Source organism: Synechococcus sp. UW106 (assembly GCF_900474015.1).
Lineage (GTDB): Bacteria > Cyanobacteriota > Cyanobacteriia > PCC-6307 > Cyanobiaceae > Parasynechococcus.
In genome coordinates this window covers 169,497-194,901 of the sequence record NZ_UCNV01000003.1, presented here as the reverse complement: position 1 = coordinate 194,901, position 25,405 = coordinate 169,497, and the positions used below count along the sequence as shown (strand labels likewise).

The following is a 25,405-nucleotide window of genomic DNA, read 5'->3' as shown; positions in this document are numbered from 1 at the left end:
GTCTGTTCACTGAGAACTTGCTGAATCAATCAGGTTGCGGCGCTTAATCTTTTCAACAGGTTGATTGTCTATTTCTTAAGGAAGTTGACCGAATTCAGTGGTTTAACGCCATGGCTGACCGGTTCGCGCCTTATCACCCCACACCGCATCCAGGCGACGGTCGCGACCGCAACTGAACCGATAAAAGTTGTATTTGAGGGAATTGTTCTCTGCGTAGTTCTGGTGGTAGCCCTCTGCAGGCCAAAACCGAGCCGCTTCCCTGAGCTCCACTTTCAGTGCGGCCCGCGGTTGCGACAGCTCGCGGGCCGCCGCCTCGGCACTGGCTTCAGCAGCCTGGGCCTGAGCGGCATCGGCCGTAAAGATCACCGGCCTGTAGGAATCGCCGCGGTCGCAGAACTGACCACCGTCATCAAGGGGGTCCACATTGCGCCAGTAGCTGCGCAGTAGCTCGGAGTAGCTGATTTGCTCGGGATCAAAACGCACCTGCACTACTTCTTGATGGCCAGTGGTCTCGCTGCTGACCTGGCGGTAGGTGGGTCGCTCCACATGCCCGCCGCTGTAGCCGCTCACGGCATCACGCACCCCGGGCAGGTCCTCCAGGTCGTGCTCCAAACACCAAAAACAACCACCGGCGAAGACCGCTGTCTCCAGTTCGGCCATGGCGCTCTGGGGCCAGCAGAACAGCATCAAGCAGGTAGACAGCAGAAGCAGCGTTCGTTTCATCCGATCACCTGATCAAAAATGGCCTTAGCAGCCCGTCCGGTCACTCCGGGAGAACCCAGGCTGGCTCGCAACCGCTTATACCCTTCCAGCATCGCCCGGCGCTGCGGTGTGGCGGTCAACAGGGGTAAAGCCCTCTCCACTAAAGCTTCTGCGGTGAGCTCGTCCTGCAGCAGCTCCGGCACCAACCGCTGCTTGAGCAACAGATTCACCGGTGAGATGTGGTCCACCTGGAACCGCAGGACATGGCGTGCGACCCACGCCGTCAGTCGGCTAACGCGATATCCCACCACCTGCGGAACCCCCTGCAAAGCCAGTTCCAAATTCACCGTGCCGGATTTTCCCAGGGCGAGATCTGCCGCCGCACAAAGGGTGGTCTTAAGAGCATCCGCTTCAGCGGCAGGAATCACCCGGGCATGGCGCACACCGGCCTCCTCAAGCGCAGCAGCTAGGGGTTGTTCGAACTGCTCCAGCCCGGCGGGAAGCAACACCTGAAGATCAGGGTGGCGCTGCTGCAGCAGGGCCGCCGCCTGGGCCAACGGTGGCATCAGGTAGCGCAACTCCTGGGGCCGGGATGCCGGCAGCAGCAGCAACACCGGCGCCTCGGGATCCAAGCCCAATTGGCGTCGGGAGCTGGCGCGGTCAGGCAAATTCTGGAAGCTGTCCAACAGCGGATGACCCACCCAGCTCACATCCGCACCGCGGGCCGCATAGAACTCGGCCTCCGCCGGGAAGATCGCCAGGATTTTGTCGGTGAACTCCAGCAGACGGGTGGTGCTGCCATCACCGAAGCGCCAGGCCCATTCCTGGGGGGCGATGTAGTACGTGATCGGCAGGTGGGGCCGTTGCCTCCGCAGCCGTGTGCCCAGGCGCACATTGGCTCCGACGTAGTCGATGAGCACCACCCCATCGAGGGGCCGTTCCTCCAGCAGCGCATCCACCCGGGCCTGCAGCCGCAGCGTGGGAAGAATCAACGGGACGGCCTCCCACAGACCGATCGCCCCCATCGGCGCGGTATCAGCGATCAACGAAGCCCCTGCCGCCTCCATGCGCGGTCCACCGAGGGCCAGCACTTCGAGCTCAAGGCCCCTCCGTTCCGCCTCCAACCGCAGGGCCCGAATCAACAGGCTGCCCTGAAGATCACCGGAGACTTCACCGGTGCTGATCAGCAGCCGAACCATCAGCGGCCCTGCAGTGGCATCGGACCCCGTCGCCCCTGACCAGTGGATGCCTCGAGGAACCGGCAGAGGTGCTCGGCGGCCGGCAGCAACGCCTGGACTCGAGCCTGCTTGAGCGCATCGGCAATCACCAGATCGGAGCGATACATCAGGGTCCAGATCTCCTGAAGCTGCTTGAGTTCAGCGCCGTCGTGATTGCCGGCCATGCCACTGCGACGCAGGCCCACCCGGTTCAGACCCCGAACACGACCCGGATGGCCTTCCACCAGGCAGTACGGCGGAACATCCCTATCCACGCGGGTCATCCCTCCCACCATCGCCATCCCACCGATATGGACGAACTGGTGAATGCCCAAACAGCCACCAATCACGGCACGGTCTTCGATCACAACGTGGCCCGCCACCTGAATGGCATTGGACATCACGATGTTGTTTCCGAGATCGCAGTTATGCCCCAGATGGCAGTAAGCCATCAACAGGTTGCCGTTGCCGATACGGGTCACCTCTCCCTCTTCGGTGGCCCGGTTGATCGTCACGCATTCCCGCAGCGTGTTTCCATCCCCAATCAGCACCTCGGTTTCAGCACCGCGGTACTTGAGATCCTGCGGCGGCAGTCCGAGGCAGGCACCCGGGAACACCTTGTTGTCGCGCCCCAGGGTCAGCCGACCGTCCAACACGGCATGGGGACCGATCCAGGTGTTCTCTCCGATCACCACCTGAGGGCCGACCACTGCGCCAGGGCCAATGACCACCCCCGAGGCCAGCTCGGCCTTCGGGTCCACCACTGCCGTGGGGTGAATCTGCTGTGACGCCGTTTGCTGCGACATCGCGCTCAATCCACCAGGGAGAACATCAATTCGCCGGAGCAGGCCAGATCTCCGTCAACCGTGGCCTCTGCCTTGACCTTGCCGAAGCGCTTGCGCTTAAGGCTGAGCAGTTCACAGCGGATCACCAGCTGATCTCCAGGAACCACAGGGCGCCGGAAGCGTACCCCGTCGATGCCGGCAAAAACGAACAGTCCTTTTGGCAGATCGGGCATCTGGGTCACGATCAACCCGCCCACCTGCGCCATGGCTTCCACAATCAGCACCCCAGGCATCAGTGGGCGCTCTGGAAAATGCCCCTGGAACTGGGGCTCGTTCATGGTCACGTTCTTGATCGCCGTGGCCGAAACCCCGGGCTCATGGGCAATGACCCGATCCACCAGTGCAAAGGGGTAACGGTGCGGAAGCAAACCGGCGATCTGCTCGCTGGTGAGCACGATGTCTGGGGTGGTGGATTCAGTCACAAAGCGGCTGCGAGATCGGTGTGAAGACCATGGGATCCCCTGTACACAAGAACCTGTGCCTGGGGAAAACCGACGAGGGCCAGGTCGCCGATCAGATCCAAGAGCTTATGGCGCACCGGTTCATCCTCGAACCGCAGCGGAGGATTCATCCACTGATCGCCGTCACAGACCAGGGCGTTGTCCAGGGCTCCACCCTGGATCAAGCCGGCAGCGCGCAGCTGCTCCACCTGCTCCCGGAAGCCAAAGGTGCGTGCCGGAGCAATCTCATCCACGAACCGCTGGGGCGTGAGTTCCAAGGCGAACTGCTGACGGCCGATGGCCTGCTGAGGAAAATCGATAATTCCCACGACACCGAAGCGGTCCGCCGGGGTGGCCGTGATCACACTGCTGCCGCGATGACGCATGAGTGGTTGGTCCAACTGGGGTGGAGCCGGCCTGGGGGTTGCCGCAGACACCAAACCCGCCGCAGCGATGGCCTCCACCCAAACCAGCGCTGAGCCATCCAGCAGGGGGACTTCCTGACCGCTGACCACGATCTCGACATGACTGAGGCCGCAACCCGCCAGGGCCGCCAGCAGATGTTCAACGGTGGCCACCTTGCTGGGGCCAAGATCCAGCGTGGTGCACAACGGGCTGTCACGCACCTGATCCGGCCGTAGCTGGATCGGTTGCTCCATCCCCGGCAAGCGCATGTGGAATCCCGGTTGATCCGTCGGGCAAAGCTGAACCGTGACCTCAGCTCCACTGTGGAGACCGACGCCGGAGCATGTTGTCTCAGCCGCCAGGGTCCAGGCAGCTGAGTAGTCCTGAGGCCAGCTGGTCACTAAAACTTCCAGCCCACTCCCAGATTGAAGCGCCAGTCGGAGGCGAAGTCCTTGCTGGCCACCTCAAGTCGGATCGGACCGACGGGCGTGGTGACAATCACACCGGTACCCAGCGAAACACCGGAGCCATCCTTATCGAGCAGCAGGCCCGGCTTGCCTGGCACATCCTTCTGAGTGCCGAAATCGGTGCCGGCATCCATGAACACCTCACCAGAGAAGATGCTGATCAGGGGGAAGCGGTACTCGATTGTGAGTTCACTGAAGGCCTTGGACACAGCCAGGTCGCAGTCGTACCAACCCCGAATCGAGTTGGATCCACCCATGCAGAACGCTTCGTATGGAGGTGCTTCACCCATGATGGCGCCACCCTTGATCTGCACACCGATGGCTTGCGGGCAATCGGCCTCTTCACCGGGCTTGGGACGGCAACCCTTGTGAAGCTTCAGCCAGTCCACCGGGAAGAACTGGGTGTAGCTGGCCCGAAGTCTGTTGAAGGTGGGCGAATCGTTATTGATGCCGACGAACTGCTCAGTTCCGGCGGTGAAGAAGTTTCCGCTAGTGGGATTGCGAGAATTGTTGAAATTGTTGTAGGTGGTGGCGACACGCACCCCCACAAGGGTGTTGCTGTCGGCGCAGTTGTACGACACGCAAATGATGTCGTCGTTTTTAACTTTCTTGCCCAAGTTATTTGTGGAGACGCCGTAGGGCCTTGAGTCACCGGCAAAGTTGATCGGCCGCACCTCAGCGAAGGACATGCCGGCAAGCACATTCCACTTGGCGTCCTTGTAAGGATCACCACCGTTCAAGGGGCGGGCAAAGGAAAAGCTGCCGCCGGTCTTGCGCAGCACCACCGTGTCTCCCTCGTAGTCAAACCAACTGCGATTGGGATATTCGTCCTCGGCCTTTTTGATGTTGCCCGGAGCATCTCCATCAGTGAAGCCGTAATTGCGGCCTGTCCGGTAGGCCTTGTTGGTGTTGTTGTCGACGTAGTCCTTGGCCGTGCGGATGTTGCCGTTGTCTTCGCTCTGGAAGACCTGAGGCACCTGCTGGCTCAAGAACAAAGACGTTCGGAAGCTGGTGCGGTGGTTGTCGCCGTAGATCCAGGGATCCGAGAAGTTGAGGTTGGCCAGACCGCCGTACTGGCCGTAGGTGATGTTCGTACCCAGAGTCCAGGCACGTCCAAAGAGATTGGTCTCCTGTACCTGCACCTGACCGAACACGCCCTGGCTCTGGCTGTAGCCAAGGCCGCCAGAAAGCTGACCGGTGGACTGCTCAACAATGCCTAGAACAATGAACACATCCCCTGGCACCTCGGGCACAGGCCGCAGCGTCACCTTCACATCACTGAAGAGCTGGGTTCCGTATAACCGTTTGATATCCCGCTCAAGCTTGTTTCGGTTGAAGGGATCTCCAGGTTGAATCGAGACCTCCCGGGTGATCACCCACTCTTTGGTCTTACCGCCAATGGGATTTCCATTCTCATCGGTGTCATCCCCCTCCTTGTTGAGGAATTTGACTTCGACGCCAGCCACGCTGCCCTGAAGCAGTTTCAGTGTGACCACTCCATCGGGGCTGACCCGTTCAGGACCAGACACCCGAGCCAGGGAGTAGCCCTCACTGGCCATCCAGCCCTGCAAGGCCTTCATCCGCTGCTGCAGGTCGTTGAGGTTGAGAGTGCGGCCGTAATCCGACGCAAACGTCTCTTCCACCACCGCATCGGGCAGAAGAGCCTCATCGTCGGCACTGATCTCAACAGCACTCAGGGAGGGGAAGGGAGCTACCTGCACAACCACCTGCACGCCGAGCGGTCCGTTCTGGGGAACGATCCGCACATCTGAGAACCAGCCCGTGGCCTGAATGCCATTCAAATCGTTCTGCAGCTCCTCCCGGGTGACACGCATCCCCGGACGCACCTGCATCGCGTCATAAGTGGAGATCTGAAGGCGTTCCTCCTCCGGGTGACCCTCGATGCCCTCAATCAGCACCTCGGAGATCAGAACCCTGGGCTGCTCGACAACGGGCGTCTCAATAACAGTCTCTTCAACAACCGTTTCCTCAACAATCGTCTCCTCCACCTCGACCGTGTCGGCGGCAGACGGCGGGGACTCCTGGGCCAGCACCGGCTGGGCAACCAGGGGCATGCCCAGCATCAGACCCAACACCGTGCGACGAACAGCAACCGAGGAGCGGCGAGACGAACGGCGTGTCATCGAGGCGCAGGCTGGGCCGAAGCCACAAAAAGGTGCGCCGACCTTACAGGCAGTTGCGTGGGTTGGCGCAGGCGCCTTGGACCCGTTTGAGGACCTCCCCGTAGGCCTCCATCACCCCGCCGAGATCCTTGCGGAAGCGATCCTTGTCCAAAATCCGGTCCTCGGCGTTACTGTTGCGGCGGTCCCAGAGCCTGCAGGTGTCAGGGCTGATCTCATCAGCGAGCAGGAGTGTTCCATCGGACGCCAGCCCCAACTCCAACTTGAAATCCACCAGCTGCAGATCAATTTCTTCAAAAAAAGGCCGCAGCATCCCATTCACCCTGCGGGCAAGTTGTTCAATTGCTGACAGTTGCGCTGGGTCCGCCACACCCAGCAAATGGACGCGGGCCTCGGTCAACAGCGGATCCCCAAGGGCGTCGTCCTTGTAATACAGATCCAACAGGGCTGGATCGATGGGTGTGCCTTCGGCGATTGGGGTCTGACGGCAGAGCGATCCTGTGGCGGTGTTGCGGAGAACCACCTCCAAGGGAATGATCTCCACCCGTCGCACCTGCATCCAGGTCTCCCCGGCCAGACAGCAGTAATGGGTCGGCACCCCCTCGCGCTCCAGCAGCTCGAACAACCGTGCCGAGATTTGACAATTCAGCCGACCTTTATTCTCCAGCTGGGCTTTTTTCTGGGCATTGAAGGCCGTGGCGTCGTTTTTGAACTCCACCAGCACCCGGTCGGGATCCGCGCTCGCGAACACCCGCTTCGCCTTGCCCTCGTAAAGCAGCTCTCCGTGATCGGGCGTCATGGCGACGGTGCAATGGCAGAAGGACTTACATCAGCATGGCCTCCGGGGTCCCGCGGTGAACGCAGCAGGGGATCGGGGTCGTTCTCCGGCTGCAGTTGCTGGAGGGCATAGCGGTCGTCAAGGACAGTGGCCAACCGTTCCATCCGCTGCCGCGGCCGGGCGCCATCGCCCCCTGCAGCCAGCTGCAGTTGCAGCTGCTGACGCAACAGCTCCATCGCCAATCCCCAGACCTCTGCCGCCGCCGCCTGATCCAAGGCGGTTTCCAGCAGTTGATCGGCTTGCTCAAACTGATCGGCATCGAGCCATTGCACCGCTCGCGCCAGCCGCCTCGCCCCCTGCACACCTGACAGATCCGCCATCAGCTGCACCTCCACAGCCACAGCGTTTCGGCCCTGGGCTGCCTCGTGCAAAGCCAACTGATCCAGGCCATTGACCTCACCTGGCAACAGCGGGGCGTTCAGGGCGGTCAGGTTGCCGACCACCAAACGCCGTAGGGCCAAGGCCGCCTGGCGGTGATCCAGGGCTGCAGCTGCTGCTCGCCAGCGCAGCAACAGCCACTTCCGCCGTTCATCGCCAGCCCTTGGGCTGTAGCGATTGAGCACCACCGCCGCCGCTTCGGGTGCGCCACAGCTCATTAAGGCTTCGGCGTTCTCCAACACCAAGTCCAACGAATCGATGACGGGATGCAACGCCAAAAGTCGATCGCGCAAGTCCTGGCGACGGCGATCGGTATCAGCGATCAGCGGGTCCAGACAGGCCTGCTCCGCAGCGGCCACATCCATCTCAACGAGAACGGTCTGAAAGCGTTCCTCGCTCATCACCTGCGGATCGGGTGCCGCCGTGAGAGCAGCCAGAAGGGTGAGAGCGAAGGGGAAAAGGGGAGTCCCCATGACGGGCTGCGGTCTACAAAGGAAAACCTACGAGGCCCAAACCGTTCCTTCCGAAACCATGGCCATCTCGTCCACCCGTCCCAGCACGCTGCCCACTCTCCAACGTGCCCTCGTCGTCGGCGGCGGCGGCAGGGAACAGTCCCTGGCCTGGGCCCTGAGCCGTTGCCCCGGCCTGGATACGGTCTGGATCACCCCAGGGAATGGGGGCGATGAAGGCAGCGCCCTGGCCGTGGCCGAAACCGATAGCGATGGGTTGATTGCCCTCTGCCAGCAGAACGCCGTTGATCTGGTGGTGGTGGGGCCGGAAGCTCCTCTGGCCGCTGGCGTGGCCGATGCCCTGCGCGATGCAGGATTCTCCGTGTTCGGTCCAGGAGCAGAGGGCGCCCAACTGGAGGCCAGCAAGGCCTGGGCCAAGCAGCTGATGCAGGAGGCCGGGGTCCCCACGGCAGGCCACTGGGCGGTGGCCAATGAGGCGGAAGCGCTCGCGGTGTTGCGGGAGGTGCAACGTCCACTGGTGGTCAAAGCTGATGGCTTGGCCGCCGGCAAGGGCGTCACGGTGGCGAACACAGTGGAGGAGTCGGAAGCCGCTATCCGCGAGGCCTTCGAAGGGCGGTTCGGTGCTGCGGGCTCTCAGCTGGTGCTGGAAGAGCGGATGGAGGGTCCTGAAGTGTCGGTTTTCGCCCTGTGCGATGGGGAGCGGATGGTGCTGTTGCCACCAGCGCAGGACCACAAGCGGCTCAATGAAGGCGATCGCGGTCCGAACACCGGTGGCATGGGCGCCTATGCCCCCGCCCCGCTTCTGGATGCCGACGGGCTCGACGCCGTGCGCCACCTCGTGCTCGAGCCCACATTGGAGGCCCTACGACGTCGCGGTATCGATTACCGCGGGGTGATCTATGCAGGCCTGATGCTCACGGCCGATGGCCCCCAGGTCATTGAATTCAACTGTCGCTTCGGTGATCCCGAATGCCAGACGTTGATGCCCCTACTGGGCCCCGAGATCGCCGCTGTACTTCAGGCCTGTGCCCTGGGCCGCCTTGATCTGGCCCCGCAGCTGAGCATCGCCGACCGTTGCAGTGCTTGCGTTGTCGCCGCAGCGGAGGGCTACCCAGAAGCCCCCCGCAAAGGCGATGCCATCCGCATCGACCTCCCCCCAAGCCCCGACCATCAGCTGTTCCACGCCGGCACCCGCCGCGAAAGCACCGGGGAACTGCTCACCGCAGGGGGCCGGGTGCTGGCCGTGGTAGCCCAGGGCGATGACTTCGATGCGGCGTTTGCAGGGGCCTACAACGGTCTGAACCAACTGGATTACGCCGGAATCACCTACCGTCGCGATATAGGTCATCAAGTGCGCTCGGGCGGATGAGCAGCAGCAGCGGAGCCACCATCGCTGATTGGGCTCTTCCCCCCCAAGGCAAACCCCCGGGGGAAGACCAGAACCTGTGGGACCGCATCACCGCCTGGTGGGCGGAATTCACCCTCCAGACCAAGCTGCTGGCGATCGCCACCCTGGTGGTGAGTTTGATGATGACAGGCATCACATTTTTCGCGCTGAATGGAATTCAGCGCGATGCAGTGATGAGCGACACGCGCTATGCCAGGGATCTTGGCTTGCTGCTGGCCGGAAATGTCACCGAACTGGTGGCCCAGGGGCAGGACCGTGAGCTCGCCAACGTCGCCGAAAAGTTTTGGCGCTCGAGTCGCAGCGTTCGCTACATCTTCTTCGCCGATCCTGAAGGCGTCGTTTATTTGGGGATCCCCATCAGCGCCACCCCCAGCAATGGCGATGGGGAACTGCGTCTGAATCGCCGGCTGGAACTGCCTGACGAGCTGCGCCGACGCCCCCAGAACCCCTTGGTTCGGCAACACTTGACGCCCCAAGGGGCCGTCACAGACGTGTTTGTCCCCCTGATTCGGGGAGGTCAGTACTACGGCGTGCTCGGCCTCGGTGTGAACCCGAATGAAACCGCCCTGGCCAGTGCAGCCCTCACCCGCGAAGTCACGGTGGCGGTGTTCATCTCAATCTGGGTGCTGGTGATTCTTGGAGCCGTGTTCAACGCCCTCACCATCACCCGTCCGGTCAAGGAACTGCTGCGGGGGGTGCGCTCCGTCGCCTCAGGCAACTTCGGAACTCGTGTTGACCTGCCGGTGGGAGGGGAACTGGGAGAGTTACTGAATGGATTCAACGCCATGGCCTCTCAGCTCGAGGCCTATGACGAAGCCAACATCGAGGAACTCACGGCTGCCCAGGTCAAGCAGCAATCGTTGATCGCCACCATGGCGGACGGGGCGATGCTGCTGGATGCCGACGGCAGGATCGTGCTGGCGAATCCCACAGCGAGGCGCCTGTTCCGCTGGGAAGGGCGCAGCCTGGAAGGCCAGGAGCTGGTGGGAGAACTACCCGAACTTCTGGCGATCGAACTGCATAGTCCCCTTGATGCACTGCTTGGTGGTGCCTCTGACAGTGAAGATCTGCGCTGCAGCGTGGGGGAACCAGCCCGCACCCTGCGCATCGTTCTACAGGCCGTGCGTGATGCCAGCGGAGAAAGCCTCAAAGGCATCGCCGTCACCATCCAGGACCTCACCCGCGAGGTGGAGCTGAATGCAGCCCAGAGCCGTTTCATCAGCAACGTCTCCCACGAATTGCGCACCCCGCTGTTCAACATCAAGAGCTACGTCGAAACCCTGCACGACCTCGGCGATCAGCTCAGCCCTGAAGAACACAAGGAGTTTCTCGGGGTTGCCAACGACGAAACCGATCGACTCACCCGGTTGGTTAACGATGTGCTGGACCTCTCCCGGTTGGAGTCGGGTCGAACACTGCAGTTCGAACCGATCAGCATGCGCCCGGCCATGGAGCAGACCTTGCGTACCTACAGGCTGAATGCCGAGGATCGCCAGGTTGAGCTGGTGCTGGATGTTCCGGAAGACTTGCCTGAGGTGCTGGGCAACTGGGACCTTCTGCTCCAGGTGCTCGACAACCTGATGGGCAATGCCCTCAAGTTCAGCCGCCCCGGTGGCCCCCTCGCGCTGAGGGCCTATGCCTGGCCCGACACCTGTTCGGTGGAGGGAACAGCGATCACGGGAAGTGATGGACCCACCTGCGCCCTCACCTCACCGCTGCCCAAGCTCAGGGTGGAAATCGCCGACACGGGATGCGGCATCAGTAATGCCGATCAGGAACGCATTTTCGATCGCTTCTTCCGGGTCGAAAATGCCGTTCACACTGAAGTGGGCACCGGGCTGGGCCTCTCAATCGTGCAGGGCATCCTCGAGAAACACGGGGCTCAAATTCAGATGGTGAGTGAGCCTGAAGTCGGCACCACCTTCTGGTTTGAGCTGCCGTTAGCGGAAGCCGACAAAGATGAGTTGCAACTACAAGCAGAGCGTCGCAGTCGCAACTCCATCGCCGAGGCCGTCGAGCTTTAGATCAATCCTCGCTGGAGACGCCCCGGGCGATGCGCGACAACTCGCTGCGCTCATCCGATGTCACCCGATGAGGCACACCAGAGATGATCCTCTCGAAGTTGGAGAAGGAGTCCTTGATCTGTGGACCATTGCCCGTGATCACAAATTCGCGGATGCCCTTGTCATGCCAGGAACCACGCATCTTGAAAACATTCAAGGCACGGGCCATCTCACCGCGGATCTCAACGTATTGCAGCAGCAGGATCGTGTCGGTGATGGTGGAGATGTGGGAATCAGTGATCGAGTGGCTGCCCATGAACTCCTCAGAGGTGTTCGTGAAGAAGCCAGCGATCTCCTCCTGCTTCGCATATCCGGTCACCCCGATCACGAACTGACGGAAGGCGTTATGGCTCACGCCGCGCGCCAGGGCTGAGAGGGAGTCGATCGCCATCCGCGACGGCTTGAACTGACTGATCTCCGTTTTGATGATCTGCAGATGATCTTCAAGACCCGTGGATTCGGGGTAGGCGCAGATGATCTTGAGCAGTCCGTCCTGTTCCATCTGTTCAAAATCGATGCCCCAGCTGGTGCCATTGCGGAGCAACTGAGCACGCGATTCCTCATAGGCGAAGAGGATGGCGCGTTCCTTGTTACGGCAGGCGTCTTCGATGAATTTGGAGACGAGCATCGTCTTGCCCGTGCCAGTGGCACCGGTGGCCAGAATGATCGAATCCTTGAAGAAGCCGCCACCGCACATGTCGTCGAGGCGAGGCACACCTGAACTCACCCGAACATTCGACGAGCGTTGGGTGAGGCGCATAGCCCCAAGCGGGAAGATGCTGATGCCGTGGGTTCCCATGGTGAAGGGGAACTCACCCTTCATGTGGGTCGTGCCCCGCAGCTTGAGAATTTCAACAGTGCGCCGGCGCCGCTCTCCCTCAAGCACGTTGCGGAGGATCACCACATTGTCGGAGACGAATTCCTCAACGCCATAGCGGGCGATAGGGCCGTACTCGTCGATGCGCTCGGTGGTCATCACCGTGGTGACGCCAATTTCCTTGAGCCGGGCGATCAAGCGAAAAATCTCACGACGCACCACAAAGACTGCGTCGTATTGCTGGAACACCGCCGTGATCGAATCAATAGCAACACGCTTGGCTTTGTACTTGCGGATGGCGTAGTTAATCCGCTCGATCAGACCCGAGAGATCAAAACTTCCGGCCACATCCTGGCCGTCGGGATCCGGTGAGGCATCAAGGATGAAAAGTTTGTCCTGCTCGACCATCTCCTGCAGGTTCCAGCCGAAGCTGGCGGCATTGCGCAGGATGTCGAGGGGCGACTCCTCGAAGGTGACGAAGATGCCGGGTTCGTCGAAATCCTTGATGCCGTTGTGGAGGAAGTGCAGCGAGAACACCGTCTTTCCGGTGCCGGACGTACCGCTAATCAGCGTGCTACGGCCGATCGGTAGGCCGCCCTGGCAGACATCATCAAAGCCCTCGATCCCTGTCGGGAGCTTTTGAACCTGCATCTGAGGCTGACCGCTGGTCGGAGGGAACTGCATGGCGAACACCTATGACTTGACCGTAGTGAGCAGGAGTTGAACCGTGCTGGAGCGCACCATGTCGCTTAAGGATCCGACGTGATCGTCGTGTCGGTCTCCTCATCGACAGCGTCGATCACACTTGAGTTAAGAGCCGTGTCGGACAGCTCGTCGTACAGAAGATCGAGACCGATCAGAACCCGCTCCCGATCAGAGAGATCACCGATGATGCGGCGCACCGGCGGGGGAAGAATCTTGGACAACGTCGGCGTTGCAAGAATTTTGTCCTCCTCCGCCAGTTGCGGATTTTTGAGCACATCAATCACCTTGAGGGCATAGACACCCCTGAATTCGGTTTCAAGGATGTTGCGCAAGGTTTTCAGCGCCCGCATCGAATTGGGCGTGTTGCCCGCCACGTAGAGCTTGAGGATGTAGGTCTTGCGGGGACTCATGACGACTCCTCCGAGACATCGAGCTGATCCATCGGGCGACGTACACGGCTGGAGGCCGTGCCCGATAAAGGAAGGTCCGGCGGAATGGAACGCCGATACATCTCACACAGATGGGCCATCACGTCGAGAAGCGCAAGGCGGTAATCCTGAAGAAAGTCATGTTTGTGGCCCTCCAAACTCAGCTGTTTCCAGAATTCATCGATGAGATCCACGTGAATCTCAACGGTTCGCGTGATAGGCAGGTCACTGAAAAAGGCTGTATTCACAAAGCTTTCTAGGGCCTGGTTGGATGCTGCCGGATCACTGAAATAACTCGCGAGTAAGTCCCGATAGGTGCGTTGCAGCGAAAGGAGCAAATCCCGGCGCTCTTCAGGAGCCAAGCTCCCTAAAAATCGAGACGGATCACGTTTGTAGAAAACCCCGAGATAACCGAGTCGTTCCTGTAGACGTTGGGAGAGGTTGTCAACGGCTTTGCTTCGGCTGGCGGGGTCTTCTTGGCGGCCATCGGCGCGGCCCTGGCGCAGAAAGCGGGAAATTGCCGCGTCAACGTTGTATCCCAGCTGGGCCAGCTGGTCGTCGGGCAGATGCAGCTCCTCAGGGTGGTAATCCACATGGCCCTTCACTTCCCCAACGATCACGGCCGGGAAGAGCAGACCAGCAGAGAGCAGCTGCTCCCTGACCTCAGTGTCCAGAAGAGTCTGCTCAAGCACCACGGCATCGAAGTCGTCCTGCCTGGGCCCGAGAACGGCCGTCAGGGCCTCTCCAGCTTCAACAGTTAGAACAACAGGCTCATAGCGATTGGACGGCAGCCACTGGCGACAGGATTCCACCAGAGAAGGGCTGTCGAGGACGAGAGCAACAGTGAGGGCCGGCCTGGCCATCCGTTCAGCCGAATCATTGAAGTATCTGAATCTTGACGAGGGGGCGCGTCAGAGACGAAGATCTTTGTTTGTCTTTCGATTGCGGATCAGGCCTGAATCGGTTCGCCGAGCCTGAACGCGTCTTTTCACCCTATGGCCGACACCAAACCAGCCGCGGAACAGAGCGGGACCTACGCCATCGTTGAGGCGTCAGGCACCCAGATCTGGTTGCAGCCCAACCGTTACTACGACCTCGACAGGCTTCAAGCCGAGGTGGACGACACGATCAAGCTCGAGAACGTGCTTCTGGTGAAGGACGGCGCTGGCACCACCCTGGGCCAGCCCTACGTCAAGGACGCCACGGTGTCCCTCAAGGTGATGGCCCATCGCCGCGGGCCCAAGGTGATTGTGTACAAGATGCGCCCCAAAAAGAAAACCCGCCGCAAGAATGGTCATCGGCAGGAACTCACCCGAGTGATGGTTGAGTCCATCTCCGTGGGCGGCAAGGCCATCAGCTGACCTCATCCCCCCGCTTCATCGACCGCCCCCACCACCATTACTTCTCATGGCACATAAAAAAGGCACAGGCTCAACCCGTAACGGCCGCGACTCGAACGCCAAACGTCTTGGCGTGAAGGCCTACGGCGGAGAAACCGTAACCGCCGGATCCATCCTCATCCGCCAGCGCGGCACCTCCGTTCTTCCCGGCGTCAATGTCGGCAAGGGCAAAGACGACACCCTGTTTGCTCTCACCGATGGCGTGGTGAAGTTCGAATCAATCCGCCGCGGCCTGCGCAATCGCAAGCGCATCAACATCACCGCAGCGGTCTGAGTTTCGACGCAAGCAACGATAAAAAAGCCCCAATGCCGTTTGGCATTGGGGCTTTTTTATCGCCTCAGCCTCAGGGACGGCGGTACAGCCGGGCCGTAATCAACAAGGGATGAAACACCTCCAGGAACTGGGCCTGCAGGGTGCGGAAAAACCCGTCCACCAGCGCCGGATCATCAAAGTGGAAGGGGTACTCCCCCTGATGGCCCTTGAAGAAGTACCAGTTCAGGAGGGCAATGGCCCCAGGAGCCATGCGCTGGTGAAACTGCAGCAACTGCGCCGAGGGATCCGGCAGGTGTTCCAACACATCGAGGCATACCACCGCATCGAAACGCACTTCACCCGTGCTGCTGAGGTCCCGATGCACCGAGAGTTTGTCCGACAGACCCAAGCTTTCCGCCCGTTGCTTCACAAAGGCCTGGTTGTGGGGGTTGAGATCAACAAACCAGACGTGGTCGACCTCCGGAAGCGCCGCCGCCGACAAGGCATGGGTGCCGATGCCACCACCGAAATCCAGTACCTGGCCTTGCACGGCAATACCTTGCAGCCGCAGTGTGTCTGCGATGTAGTCCGCACTGGAGAGGTGCCAAGCCGCCAGCTCCAGCAGGTGACCGGTACCCACCGTGTCCTCATAAAAGGCGGTGGCGTCCTCCGGTCGAAACGCACCGGGGTGCAGATCCGCCAGGTCGTCGGTGCTGCTGGGCAGACGCTGCTCCAGAAGCTCCGGCGTCAGGTTGAGATAACGGCTCAGATGTTGCTTGATGCCAAGACCGTTCGCCAGAAAAGCAGAGACGTCCACATCCGTGCTGCTGCGGAGCTGGGGCATGAATGGGCGTCAGGGCGCGGCCAACCTACGCAGACGCCGGAATGCAACAGTCAGAGCACCCCGCTCCAGCCCCGGTGAACGGCCCCTTCGGCTTCGTGGTGATCGACAAGCCCGCAGGCCTCACCTCCCATGCCTGCGTCAGCCGTCTGCGCCGCAGCTACGGCCTCAAGCGCGTGGGCCATGGCGGCACCCTCGATCCTGCAGTTACTGGAGTTCTCCCCATCGCTCTGGGCCCGGCAACCCGACTGCTTCCGTACCTCCCCGGAGAAAAGACGTACACCGGCGTCATCCAACTGGGGAAGCGCACCAGCAGTGACGACCTGGAGGGAGAGCTGCTGGACCAACAGGCCTGGCCCTCGCTAAGCGAGGCCGAGCTGGATGCCGCCCTGGAGCCGTTCCGAGGCGCGATTGAACAGCGACCGCCGCAGGTCTCAGCCGTCCATGTGGATGGCGAACGGGCCCATGCCAGGGCCCGGCGTGGCGAAGCAATGGATCTCCCGCCGCGAGCCGTCACGGTGCAGCGGCTGCAGCTTTTGGATTGGGATGAGGCCCAGGGGAGGCTCAGCATCGACGTTCACTGCTCCGCCGGCACCTACATCCGCTCGATCGCTCGGGATCTGGGGGCAAGCATCGGGTGTGGAGGCTGTCTGGCCTCGCTGCGCCGCACCCAGGCCCTGGGATTCCATGCTCACCAGGCCCATCCCCTACCGGAGCGAGACGCTCCGCCACCCGATCCCCTATCTCCGCTGCTGGCCCTAGCAGCCCTGCCCCGGCGGAATCTCACCGAAGCGGAACAGATCGACTGGCGTTGCGGCCGTCGCATCACGATGGAGCCCGGAGCTGGGGACGCTGTGGTGGTGTGCAACGCGGATGGGAGCATGGCTGGCATCGGCCACCGCGAGAACGAGGGTCTGTTGCGCCCCAAAGTGGTGTTCGATGCAGCAGGCTGAGCACACCCGGTCGGTCAGTACTCTCCGACCGCATTCCGCCCTGACCTGACGCGATGGCTGGCCACAGCAAATGGTCACAGATCAAACGCACCAAGGCCGTCGTTGATGCCAAACGGGGGGCGGTGTTCACTCGTCTGGGCCGGGAAATCATGGTGGCGGCCCGCGTCGGAGCCGATCCCGCCGGGAATTTCCAATTACGGACGGCCATCAGCAAGGCCCGCGCAGCTGGAGTTCCCGCCTCCAACATTGAACGCGCCATCGCCAAGGGGTCAGGCCAGGCTGGCGACGACACCCAGTTGGAAGAGGTGCGCTACGAGGGCTATGGCCCTGGCGGCATGGCCGTGCTGGTGGAGGCGCTCACCGACAACCGCAACCGCACCGCCGCGGATCTGCGGCTGGCCTTCAGCAAGAACGGCGGCAACCTGGGAGAGCACGGCTGCGTGGCCTATCTGTTTGAACACCGCAGCGAAGTGATCCTCAACGCGGGCCCCGAGGACGAGGAACGGCTGCTGGAAAGCCTCTTGGAGCTGGACGCCGATGGCTATGAGCTGGAAGAGGCGGCCGTTGTGGTGCACGGCCCGTTCGAGGCCTTGGAGAGCCTTCAGGACGGCTTGCGCCGGGATGACTGGGATGTGCGGGAGTGGGGGCATCACTGGTCCGCCCAGACCAGCGTCCCTGTGAATGATCCAGACATTGCCCACAGCTGCCTGAAGCTGCTGGATTCCCTCGACGGGCTCGACGATGTTCGCAGCGTCAGCGCCAACCTCGATCTCGCCGAAGGTCTGGAGATCGACTGACCCCTTCTTGAAGTTTGTCGTCAGCAAATCCGCACCAAAGCTTGCGCTCCTGAGCCCCCTACAACCCCAGAGCTAGGCCGAAGGAATCCCTACTGGAGGATCGCCATGTCCATGAAACAGCTGGAGACGTTCATGTCGCGGGTTCAGAGCAACGACTCCCTGCGCGACGAGGTGCAGCGCTGCGGCAAGGACAACTCCTGCGTGGTCAAGGTTGGTGCCAAACACGGCCACAAGTTCTCGCCAGCTCTGCTGACCCGCTGGCAGCGCGAACACTGAGCACCGGACGACTGCTGGCGGCGGGGTTTCCCTCAGGGAGCGCCTGTCGCCTCCTCCTCTGTGGCATCGGGTTGCTGACGAATCATCCGGGCCAGCATCTCCAACTTGGCATTTTCCGATTCAGAAGCCCGGGTGGCCATCCAGGCACTGGCCGCCTTCTGCTGAGCCAGCTGCTGCACGAGCGCCAGGGCCGTTTCGCGCAATTGCTCGAGGTCCTGGCAGTCCTGGATAAATCGCGTCCAGCGTTCCACCTCAAAACTCTGCTCGAGACGCCGTTGCAAGGGGTCGATGCTCATGGCCTCCGCCATCGGCTGTTCAAGCTAGAGCCGCTGCATCGCACCACAGCCAAACATTGGGGTGGGTCAGCAGCCAACTGGCAGGTAGCGAAGGGTCCGGCTCCTTCAGGGCGAGCAAGCGCTTGAGAATGCCTGACTTAGCGGTGCCAGTCACCACCAGATGAATTTCGGCAGCCTCGAGAATCTCGCGTAGGCCAAGGGTGATGGCCCGCTGGGGCACAGCCTCCACGCTCCCATCAAAGAGGGCAGCGTTCTGATGCCGGGTTGCGGGCGTCAGAACCACTTCATGACAGTGCTGGTCGGGGGGGCAGGGCGGCTCGTTGAAGCCGACATGTCCATTGCTGCCCAGCCCCAGCAGCTGCAGCCCGATGCCTCCGCAGCGTGTCAGCTGCTCGCCGTAGCGGCGCGCAGCCGCCTGTCCGTCAGCGGCGGTGCTGTCGGGCAGGTGCACCGCTGACTGCGGCAAACCCAGTGGCGCAGCAAGGTGCTGGGTCATGTAAGCCCGGTAACCCCGGGGATCCTCTGCAGAAAGCCCGAGATACTCGTCCAAGTTGAAACTGCACCAACTGGCGCGTAGCGCCTCCAGCTCATCGGCAGACCACGACAACAGCCGTTCCACCAGGGTCCTGTAGAGCGGCTCCATCGTGCGTCCCGTAGCCAGGCCCAAAGGCTTCAGGGAGCGAGGCCCCTGGCCAGAGCCGCTGCGCAGATGGCGCTCCAGATGGGCCGCCAGCACAGCGCAGAGATCCATGTCATTGGAGTGGCGCTGCAAATGACAGGGAAACCGGGCCAAAAGGCGAAACCTGAGCTTCCCTCCAGAGTGGCTTCGTCGGGGGCTTCAGCGCCAGCGATGGGTCGAAGTGCGGTCGGTAGGGAACGACCTCAGCACCGCGGTAGTAGTGCTGGAGGATCGAGCGGAAGTCGGCCCCCTGCTCGGCCAGACCATGGGCCCCCCACTGGCTCATGCCAACACCATGGCCATAGCCCTGGCCCTTCACCAACAGCTGTAGGCCGCCACCGGACCAACGCCCCACTGAGGCTTTGCTGACCAGCACCGGCGGAGGTGCCACCAACAGTGGTGGGCGTCCTGGCCCCTGCCGGGCCACCGCCGCTGTGATCCGATCGATGCGGGATCCACCACTCACCTGTGTGGTCCCACTCCGCACCGGGAAAGCCGCAGGTGGGCGCTGCCCCCCCGTCACCATCTCGAAGCTCACCAGGGTGCTTTTGAGACCCAACCGTTTGCGCAGCTCAGCCCCGTTGAGCACCAACGATCCGCGTGGACCACGTAACCGGGCCTGCCGCACACGACCGCTGCCGGACCGGCTGAGCACTTCAACGGCCTGGAGTCCACCGGTCTCCGGCAACCGCTGGCGCAAACCGGACGGATCAAACCATTGCTCCCAGCAGTGCACCGGACTGTGCTGGTCGTGGTCTGGAACGCTGACCAGATATGGGTGCTGTCGGCGCCAGACCATCCCGCTCGCCTCGGTCACCCCTCCGGAGCTGCTGTGAAACACAGCATCGATCAAGCGCCCCCCATGAACAAGCACCAGCGAACGGGTACTGGCCACCGCCTGCCGGGTGCTCGGAGTTTCGGACTCCACACCGCGGTACACCTGACTCGCGACCGTCGCCTTCACATCCCAGGCCCCACCACGGCTTCGTTGTTTCAGCGCATAGGTCCGGGCCGCCACCGCCTGGGCCTGCAGCGCAGCCAAGGGCCAGCGATGGGGCATTTCGCTACCCACAACGCTGGCGAGATAGGTCTCGATGCCAAGGCTGTTGACCACCCGTAAGCGCCCGCCCCGTCCGCTGATGCGCAGCACACCGCGGTACCGACGGGATCCCAGCCAGATGCCCCGTGGGTCGTCGTTCTGCACCGTCAGCAGGGTGCTGGCCCGCAGCGCCATCAAACGACCATCAACATTGGCACTCAGGCGCGTGCCCCGCAGGCTGAGCTGCAGCCGCTGAGGCCGTCGCTCGCCGCCAGGGAGGCCCTGCACCCGCAACGGCTGCGCACCATCGGAGCGCAGGCTGAGCTGGGTGTTCTCCAGGAGCAGTACGCGCATCTGTGGCTCCCGGCCACGGGCCAGCGCCGCGGGAGTTGGAGCGATCACAGCGACGAGCACCAGCCCGACGACAACGGAGGCGCGGCGCACGCTGGGGATCAAAAGGCGTCCCAGTGTGCCGCCTGATCCTCAGTTCAGCCAGATGGCAGCATGAGTCCTGAGGCGCACCGGCCTTGCAGGTCACTTTTCTCGGTACGAGTTCTGGGGTGCCCACTCGGGCCCGCAACGTCTCAGCAGTGGCCCTGCGCTTGCCGCAGCGCTCGGAGATGTGGCTTTTCGACTGCGGGGAAGGAACGCAGCATCAGTTTTTGCGCAGTGATTTGCGCCTGTCGCAGCTCCGCAGAGTATTCATCACCCACATGCATGGCGACCATATTTTCGGCCTGCCGGGGCTCCTGGCGAGCCTCGGGCTTGCCGGCAGCAGCCCAGCGGGAGTGGATCTCTACGGACCAGACCCGCTCGAGAGTTACCTCAACGGTGTGCTGAGAACCAGCTCCACCCGCATCGGCTATCCCCTGGAGGTGCATCGAGTGAGGTCAGCGGCAGAGCAAGGCTCGCTGCTGTTCGAGGACGACGACTTCACCGTGCGCTGCACCCCACTCACCCACCGCGTGCCGGCCTACGCCTATCGCATTGAACAGAAGCCCCTGGCCGGTCGGTTCGATATTCAGAAAGCACGGGAGCTCAACATCCCGCCCGGCCCCGTCTACGCGAGGCTGAAGCGGGGCGAAACGGTGAAGTTGGAGGACGGTCGCACCATCGACGGCAACAGCCTTTGCGGTGAGGAACGACCGGGAGTAAGCGTTGTTTATTGCACCGACACCGTGTTCTGCGATGCCGCCGTGGAGCTTGCCCAGGGGGCGGACCTCTTGATCCATGAATCCACCTTTGCCCATGGAGAGGCGGAGATGGCCTTCCAGAAACAGCACTCCACCAGCACGATGGCGGCCCAAACGGCCGCTGAAGCAGGGGTAGGGCAACTGGTGCTGACCCACCTCAGCCCGCGCTATGCACCAGGCAATCCTGTGACTCCCCAAAACCTGCTGGACGAGGCCAAGGCGATCTTTCCCAACACGCTGCTGGCGAAGGACTTCCTCAGCATTGACGTCAAACCACGCTGCAACAGTTTGTGATCCGGCCTCGGAGGGTCACTTCCCCGTGATACAAGAGCTGGGTGCGGTGAATGCGTCACGCCCCCCCAACCTTCATGGCCTCTGTGTTCTCTTCCTTGCGACGGTCCCTGAAGGGCCTTCTGGTCCTCATCCCGGTGCTGTTCGGCCTTGCCGTCATCTCGCCGGCTCAGGCGGCCCAGTGGGACGCTGAGACCCTGACGGTTCCAGCTAACCCTTCCGGTTCAGAGGTGACCTTCAGCGATCGGGAAATCGATGCTGGCCGCAAGGTGTTCAACACCAGCTGCGGAACCTGCCACGCTGGCGGCATCACCAAGACCAACCACAACGTGGGCTTGGATCCAGAAACTCTTGCCCTGGCCACCCCGGCCCGCGACAACGTCGAGGCCCTGGTCGACTACATGAAGGATCCGACCTCTTACGACGGCGAATACAGCATTGCCGACGTGCATCCCAGCATGCGCGACGCCGAGCTCTACCCCGCCATGCGTGACCTTGATGATGAGGATCTGCGCCTGATGGCCGGTTACATCCTTGTGTCACCCAAAGTTCAGGGAACTGCCTGGGGCGGTGGCAAGATCTATTTCTGATCGATCCCAATCGAAATTTTGCTCGTCCCCGGCGCCCTTAGGTCGTCGGGGTTTTTTGTTGGGGACTCACACAGTCCGGAGCCATGGAGTTGGGGTGGCGGCTGTACCACCACTCCTGCAGATCTCGAGTGAAGCGCACAGAGAACAGGGTCAGCACCGTGGGCGTAGGCCGCCCCCCCGGCTGTAGAAGTTCCACCGCATAGGACGGGCAACGCCGGGCAGCCAGGTCTGGCACAAACCGTCGTCCGATCCGCCGCCAACTCGGCTCCTTGCTGCGCCAGGCGAGGCGACAGCAAGGCCAGGGCAGCTCTTCACGATCAAACAATCGGCAACAGGGGCCAATAACACGGAAGCTGTACTGACCGCCAGGGCTTGTGTGGACACTGCCGGGCTCCAGAAGATCGTCAACTTCGGGGCGGCTCACGGCAGGTGAAGGCAAGGGACTTGCATGGAAGGCGACCAGACCAAAAAAAACCACCCCCGAAGGGGTGGTTGAAGACAAGTCCTGTTGAAGGACGAAAGCTCAATAGAGCTCTTCTTCGGCGTGGGTCTTGATGGTGCAGTCGGAGGTGGGGTAGGCGACGCAGGTCAGCACAAAACCAGCTTCGATCTGGTCATCGTCCAGGAAGCTTTGGTCGGACTGGTCGACGGTGCCAGCGGTGATCTTGCCGGCGCAAGTGGAGCAAGCGCCCGCACGGCAGGAGTAGGGGAGGTCGATGCCCTGCTCTTCAGCAGCGTCGAGGATGTACTGGTCGTCGGGCACTTCGATGGTCTTGTTCAGACCTTCGCTCTCGGAGACCAGGGTGACCTTGTAGGAAGCCATGACTTAGTGAATGCGTACAGGGCTCCGGAAAATCCGGTCCTGCAGGACAGCACTTTTTTACTTCAATTAGGTGCCTAACCAAACGATTCCTGGCTGACTAGGGAGGAGGTCCAATCGGAGACCCCACTCCGATAAGCGTGGCTTATGGGGCTACGGCTACTGGCGACGGATTTCCAGGAGCCCCCAGCGGCCTTGTTCCGCTTCCTTGGTGACCACCCAGCCCAACTCCCCAAGAACGTCCTTCAGGCGTGGTGCTTGATCCACCAGGAGCCCGCTGAGCAGAGCACGACCATCCTGCTGAAGCAGCCCCTCGAAGCCAGGCGACAGGGCTTCGATCACCGGGGCCAGGATGTTGCAGAGCAGCAGATCAGCGCGGCGGGGCGCAAGCAGCTCCGTCAGTCGGTCCACGGAACCGAGGGCCACCTCAAGCTCAGCCTCCGATCGGTCGTTCAGGCCACGGTTCGCGGCTGTGGCACGCACAGCCAGGGAATCGGTGTCGGCAGCCACCACTGCCTGCGCTCCCAATCCCAGCGCAGCAAGCCCCAACACACCACTGCCGCAACCCAGGTCAGCCACCAGCCCCCCCACGGGAGGCGACTGCTCCAACGCTTCCAGGCAGAGCCGAGTGGTGGGGTGGCTTCCAGTGCCAAAGGCACTGCCCGGATCCATGCGGATCACCAGGCGGTCCGCATGCTCCGGCGGAATCTCCAGCCAGGCCGGCAGAATCAGCATCCCCATGCCGACAGGATCCGCCTGCCAGTGCTGTTTCCAGCTGAGGCTCCAATCCTCGTCGGCCACAACGTCCCAGCGTCCTTCTGGCAGGCAGAGACCAAAGGGCTCTGCCAGCGGCTGCAGGCTGGCGATCAGCTCACGCCGCTGGGGCTCCGGCCACTCTGGCTGGGGCAACCAGACCAGCAGCGTCTTGCGGTCAGGCGTTTCCGGCGCATGCTGCACCGCATGGCGATGCAGCCCGAGATCTGTCAGCTTCCACACCAGCGATTCCTCCAGTTCTGGAGGGCACGGCAGTGTCAGACGCCACCACATCAGAGCGTGACCGGGTGAGCTTCCTGGATGCCCTCGATCGCCGTGATCGTCTGCAGCAGGTCGGCAGGGATCGGATCATCGATGCTGAGCACCATCACAGCGTCCCCTCGCACGATCTTGCGACCCACCTGCATCGAGGCGATGTTGACGTTGTGTTCACCCAGCAGGGATCCCAGATGACCAATGATTCCGGGCATGTCCCGGTGTCGGGTGAACAGCATGTGGCTGCTCGGCGTCACATTGACCGGGAAGGCATCAATGCTGGTGATGCGTAGATCGCCATCGGCAAAGACGGCTCCAGTGACACTGCGGCTGCCCTGATCCCCGCGCGTGGTGATCTGAAGCGAGCCACCGGCGAAGTCGCGGCTGCTCTCATCCTTCACCTCCAGCACCTGAATACCGCGAGCTTTGGCCTCCAGTGAGGCATTCACGAAGTTGATGCTGTCGCCCAGCCCCGCACTGAGCAGTCCCTTCAGAGCCGCGATCACCAGAGGCTGAGACGGATGGCTGGCGAATTCACCCTGAAGCCGCAGTTCCATCTCTTTCACATGGCCGCCGGCCAGCTGACTGACGAGCAGACCAACGGTCTCTGCTAGCTGCAGGTGAGGCTTGAGGCGCTCCATGATCTCAGCGCTGAGGCCAGGGATGTTGACGGCACTACGGGCCGGCAGACCCAGCAGCACATCACGGATCTGCTCCGCCACGTCAATCGCCACATTCTCCTGGGCCTCCTCCGTCGAAGCACCGAGGTGGGGGGTCAGCACGAGCCCACGCTCAACCGCCCGCAGAGGGGAGTCTTCCGCGAGAGGCTCACTGGCATACACATCCAGGCCAGCCCCGGCGATCACACCGTTGTTGATGGCTTCAGCGATCGCTGCCTCATCCACAACACCACCGCGAGCACAATTAACGATGCGTGCCGTGGGTTTCATCGTGCGCAGCAGCTCCGCATTCACCAGGTTTTCGGTGTCCTTGGTGCGGGGGATGTGCAGGGTGACGTAGTCGGCCGTGCGGAACAGCTCATCGAGCTCAGAGAGCTTGACCTGCATCTGCTGGGCACGGTCAGCCGCGATAAACGGGTCGTAAGCGATCACCTCCATCCCCATGGCCTGGGCTACCCGGGCGACGTGGGAGCCGATCTTGCCGAGACCGACGACGCCGAGCGTTTTCTTGTACAGCTCGTTGCCTACATACTTCTTGCGGTCCCATTTGCCGGCCCGCATGCCGGAATGAGCTTGGGGGATATGACGCGAGAGCGTCAGCATCATGGCCAGAGCATGCTCCGCTGCAGCGATGGTGTTGCCCTCCGGGGAGTTCACCACCAGCACACCCCGCTGGGTTGCAGCAGGAACATCCACGTTGTCGACACCGACGCCCGCGCGGCCAATGATTTTGAGTCGACTCGCAGCGGCGATCACCGCTGCAGTCACCTGGGTGCCGGAACGGATCATCAAACCGTCGTACTCACCGATGATGCCGATCAGCTCGTCCTCGGAGAGACCGGTGCGCTGATCCACCTGCGCCACATGGCCAAGGATGTCGATCCCGGCCTGGTCGATCGGATCAGAGACAAGAACTTTCGTCATCGAAAGGCGCAGAACTGCCG

28 protein-coding genes are annotated in these 25,405 nt (G+C 62.0%); 9 read left to right on the top strand and 19 right to left on the bottom strand.

Annotation, left to right across the window (positions count from 1 at the left end; genetic code table 11):
- Positions 1-102: 102 nt before the first annotated feature.
- From msrA to DXY30_RS02290, 8 genes are read right to left on the bottom strand one after another with little or no spacing between them, the layout of a single operon-like run.
- Entirely contained in the window at positions 103-723 is a 621-nt protein-coding gene (gene msrA / locus DXY30_RS02325) for a peptide-methionine (S)-S-oxide reductase MsrA (RefSeq protein WP_115093198.1), read from the bottom strand.
- A complete protein-coding gene (lpxB, locus tag DXY30_RS02320; protein ID WP_115093197.1) occupies positions 720-1,901 on the bottom strand; it encodes a lipid-A-disaccharide synthase in 1,182 nt (393 codons plus the stop codon). The genes msrA and lpxB overlap by 4 nt, the downstream gene beginning before the upstream one ends.
- On the bottom strand, positions 1,901-2,725 hold the full coding sequence (lpxA, locus tag DXY30_RS02315) for an acyl-ACP--UDP-N-acetylglucosamine O-acyltransferase (RefSeq protein WP_115022335.1): 825 nt from the start codon (positions 2,723-2,725) through the stop codon (positions 1,901-1,903). Before lpxA ends, lpxB begins: the two co-directional genes overlap by 1 nt.
- Positions 2,726-2,730: 5 nt before the next feature.
- Complete coding sequence (gene fabZ / locus DXY30_RS02310; protein WP_115022337.1) at positions 2,731-3,186, bottom strand: 3-hydroxyacyl-ACP dehydratase FabZ; 456 nt, start codon at positions 3,184-3,186, stop codon at positions 2,731-2,733.
- Positions 3,183-4,010, bottom strand: a complete 828-nt coding sequence (gene lpxC / locus DXY30_RS02305) for a UDP-3-O-acyl-N-acetylglucosamine deacetylase (protein ID WP_115093196.1) — start codon at positions 4,008-4,010, stop codon at positions 3,183-3,185. The genes fabZ and lpxC overlap by 4 nt, the downstream gene beginning before the upstream one ends.
- The gene (locus DXY30_RS02300) at positions 4,010-6,220 is read right to left on the bottom strand and encodes a BamA/TamA family outer membrane protein (protein ID WP_115093195.1); all 2,211 of its coding nucleotides are present in this window, start codon (positions 6,218-6,220) and stop codon (positions 4,010-4,012) included. Before DXY30_RS02300 ends, lpxC begins: the two co-directional genes overlap by 1 nt.
- 43 nt (positions 6,221-6,263) lie before the next feature.
- A complete protein-coding gene (gene purC / locus DXY30_RS02295; protein ID WP_115093194.1) occupies positions 6,264-7,016 on the bottom strand; it encodes a phosphoribosylaminoimidazolesuccinocarboxamide synthase in 753 nt (250 codons plus the stop codon).
- Complete coding sequence (locus DXY30_RS02290; protein ID WP_115093193.1) at positions 7,013-7,906, bottom strand: hypothetical protein; 894 nt, start codon at positions 7,904-7,906, stop codon at positions 7,013-7,015. Before DXY30_RS02290 ends, purC begins: the two co-directional genes overlap by 4 nt.
- A gap of 58 nt (positions 7,907-7,964) precedes the next feature.
- Between DXY30_RS02290 and purD the strand changes: the two genes are divergently transcribed.
- Together purD and DXY30_RS02280 are read left to right on the top strand one after the other, a co-directional pair.
- A complete protein-coding gene (gene purD / locus DXY30_RS02285) occupies positions 7,965-9,272 on the top strand; it encodes a phosphoribosylamine--glycine ligase (RefSeq protein ID WP_115093308.1) in 1,308 nt (435 codons plus the stop codon).
- Positions 9,269-11,335 carry an ATP-binding protein gene (locus DXY30_RS02280; protein ID WP_115093192.1) on the top strand — a complete coding sequence of 689 codons (2,067 nt, stop codon included), beginning with the start codon at positions 9,269-9,271 and terminating at the stop codon, positions 11,333-11,335. Before purD ends, DXY30_RS02280 begins: the two co-directional genes overlap by 4 nt.
- A gap of 1 nt (position 11,336) precedes the next feature.
- On the opposite strand, the gene kaiC is transcribed toward DXY30_RS02280, so the two are convergent.
- The 3 genes from kaiC to DXY30_RS02265 form a co-directional block, all read right to left on the bottom strand.
- The gene (gene kaiC, locus DXY30_RS02275) at positions 11,337-12,875 is read right to left on the bottom strand and encodes a circadian clock protein KaiC (protein ID WP_115022615.1); all 1,539 of its coding nucleotides are present in this window, start codon (positions 12,873-12,875) and stop codon (positions 11,337-11,339) included.
- 65 nt (positions 12,876-12,940) lie between these two features.
- A complete protein-coding gene (gene kaiB, locus DXY30_RS02270) occupies positions 12,941-13,306 on the bottom strand; it encodes a circadian clock protein KaiB (RefSeq protein WP_115022346.1) in 366 nt (121 codons plus the stop codon).
- Entirely contained in the window at positions 13,303-14,187 is an 885-nt protein-coding gene (locus DXY30_RS02265) for a circadian clock protein KaiA (RefSeq protein ID WP_115093191.1), read from the bottom strand. Before DXY30_RS02265 ends, kaiB begins: the two co-directional genes overlap by 4 nt.
- Positions 14,188-14,319: 132 nt before the next feature.
- Here DXY30_RS02265 and rplU point away from each other — a divergent pair, with 132 nt between their 5' ends.
- Complete coding sequence (gene rplU / locus DXY30_RS02260; protein ID WP_115093190.1) at positions 14,320-14,685, top strand: 50S ribosomal protein L21; 366 nt, start codon at positions 14,320-14,322, stop codon at positions 14,683-14,685.
- 46 nt (positions 14,686-14,731) lie between these two features.
- Positions 14,732-14,998 carry a 50S ribosomal protein L27 gene (rpmA, locus tag DXY30_RS02255; protein WP_115022352.1) on the top strand — a complete coding sequence of 89 codons (267 nt, stop codon included), beginning with the start codon at positions 14,732-14,734 and terminating at the stop codon, positions 14,996-14,998.
- Positions 14,999-15,068: 70 nt separating this feature from the next.
- Here rpmA and DXY30_RS02250 read toward each other — a convergent pair whose 3' ends face one another.
- The gene (locus DXY30_RS02250; RefSeq protein ID WP_115093189.1) at positions 15,069-15,821 is read right to left on the bottom strand and encodes a bifunctional 2-polyprenyl-6-hydroxyphenol methylase/3-demethylubiquinol 3-O-methyltransferase UbiG; all 753 of its coding nucleotides are present in this window, start codon (positions 15,819-15,821) and stop codon (positions 15,069-15,071) included.
- Between the two features lie 41 nt (positions 15,822-15,862).
- Here DXY30_RS02250 and truB point away from each other — a divergent pair, with 41 nt between their 5' ends.
- The 3 genes from truB to DXY30_RS02235 all read left to right on the top strand — a co-directional run bounded on the left by truB (position 15,863) and on the right by DXY30_RS02235 (position 17,844).
- The gene (gene truB, locus DXY30_RS02245) at positions 15,863-16,771 is read left to right on the top strand and encodes a tRNA pseudouridine(55) synthase TruB (protein WP_115093188.1); all 909 of its coding nucleotides are present in this window, start codon (positions 15,863-15,865) and stop codon (positions 16,769-16,771) included.
- A gap of 53 nt (positions 16,772-16,824) precedes the next feature.
- Positions 16,825-17,568 carry a YebC/PmpR family DNA-binding transcriptional regulator gene (locus DXY30_RS02240; protein WP_115093187.1) on the top strand — a complete coding sequence of 248 codons (744 nt, stop codon included), beginning with the start codon at positions 16,825-16,827 and terminating at the stop codon, positions 17,566-17,568.
- A gap of 105 nt (positions 17,569-17,673) precedes the next feature.
- On the top strand, positions 17,674-17,844 hold the full coding sequence (locus DXY30_RS02235; RefSeq protein ID WP_115022356.1) for a Nif11 family protein: 171 nt from the start codon (positions 17,674-17,676) through the stop codon (positions 17,842-17,844).
- A gap of 32 nt (positions 17,845-17,876) precedes the next feature.
- Here DXY30_RS02235 and DXY30_RS02230 read toward each other — a convergent pair whose 3' ends face one another.
- From DXY30_RS02230 to DXY30_RS02220, 3 genes are read right to left on the bottom strand one after another with little or no spacing between them, the layout of a single operon-like run.
- Positions 17,877-18,140, bottom strand: a complete 264-nt coding sequence (locus DXY30_RS02230) for a hypothetical protein (RefSeq protein ID WP_115093307.1) — start codon at positions 18,138-18,140, stop codon at positions 17,877-17,879.
- 19 nt (positions 18,141-18,159) lie between these two features.
- Positions 18,160-18,891, bottom strand: coding sequence for a glucosamine-6-phosphate deaminase (locus DXY30_RS02225; RefSeq protein WP_170951100.1), 732 nt, complete (start codon positions 18,889-18,891; stop codon positions 18,160-18,162).
- 1 nt (position 18,892) lies between these two features.
- Complete coding sequence (locus DXY30_RS02220) at positions 18,893-20,302, bottom strand: SpoIID/LytB domain-containing protein (RefSeq protein WP_244281212.1); 1,410 nt, start codon at positions 20,300-20,302, stop codon at positions 18,893-18,895.
- An 83-nt stretch (positions 20,303-20,385) separates the two neighbouring features.
- On the opposite strand from DXY30_RS02220, the gene rnz reads away from it, so the two are divergent.
- Both rnz and psbV read left to right on the top strand, forming a co-directional pair.
- Entirely contained in the window at positions 20,386-21,345 is a 960-nt protein-coding gene (gene rnz, locus DXY30_RS02215) for a ribonuclease Z (RefSeq protein WP_115093185.1), read from the top strand.
- Between the two features lie 74 nt (positions 21,346-21,419).
- Positions 21,420-21,932: a photosystem II cytochrome c-550 gene (psbV, locus tag DXY30_RS02210; RefSeq protein ID WP_115022620.1), complete on the top strand. Its 513-nt coding sequence runs from the start codon at positions 21,420-21,422 to the stop codon at positions 21,930-21,932.
- 37 nt (positions 21,933-21,969) lie between these two features.
- On the opposite strand, the gene DXY30_RS02205 is transcribed toward psbV, so the two are convergent.
- The 4 genes from DXY30_RS02205 to serA all read right to left on the bottom strand — a co-directional run bounded on the left by DXY30_RS02205 (position 21,970) and on the right by serA (position 25,385).
- Entirely contained in the window at positions 21,970-22,356 is a 387-nt protein-coding gene (locus DXY30_RS02205; RefSeq protein ID WP_115093305.1) for a hypothetical protein, read from the bottom strand.
- A 99-nt stretch (positions 22,357-22,455) separates the two neighbouring features.
- The gene (locus DXY30_RS02200; RefSeq protein WP_006043345.1) at positions 22,456-22,755 is read right to left on the bottom strand and encodes a ferredoxin; all 300 of its coding nucleotides are present in this window, start codon (positions 22,753-22,755) and stop codon (positions 22,456-22,458) included.
- Positions 22,756-22,911: 156 nt separating this feature from the next.
- On the bottom strand, positions 22,912-23,799 hold the full coding sequence (gene prmA, locus DXY30_RS02195; RefSeq protein ID WP_115093184.1) for a 50S ribosomal protein L11 methyltransferase: 888 nt from the start codon (positions 23,797-23,799) through the stop codon (positions 22,912-22,914).
- Positions 23,799-25,385: a phosphoglycerate dehydrogenase gene (serA, locus tag DXY30_RS02190; RefSeq protein ID WP_115022364.1), complete on the bottom strand. Its 1,587-nt coding sequence runs from the start codon at positions 25,383-25,385 to the stop codon at positions 23,799-23,801. Before serA ends, prmA begins: the two co-directional genes overlap by 1 nt.
- Positions 25,386-25,405 lie beyond the last annotated feature (20 nt).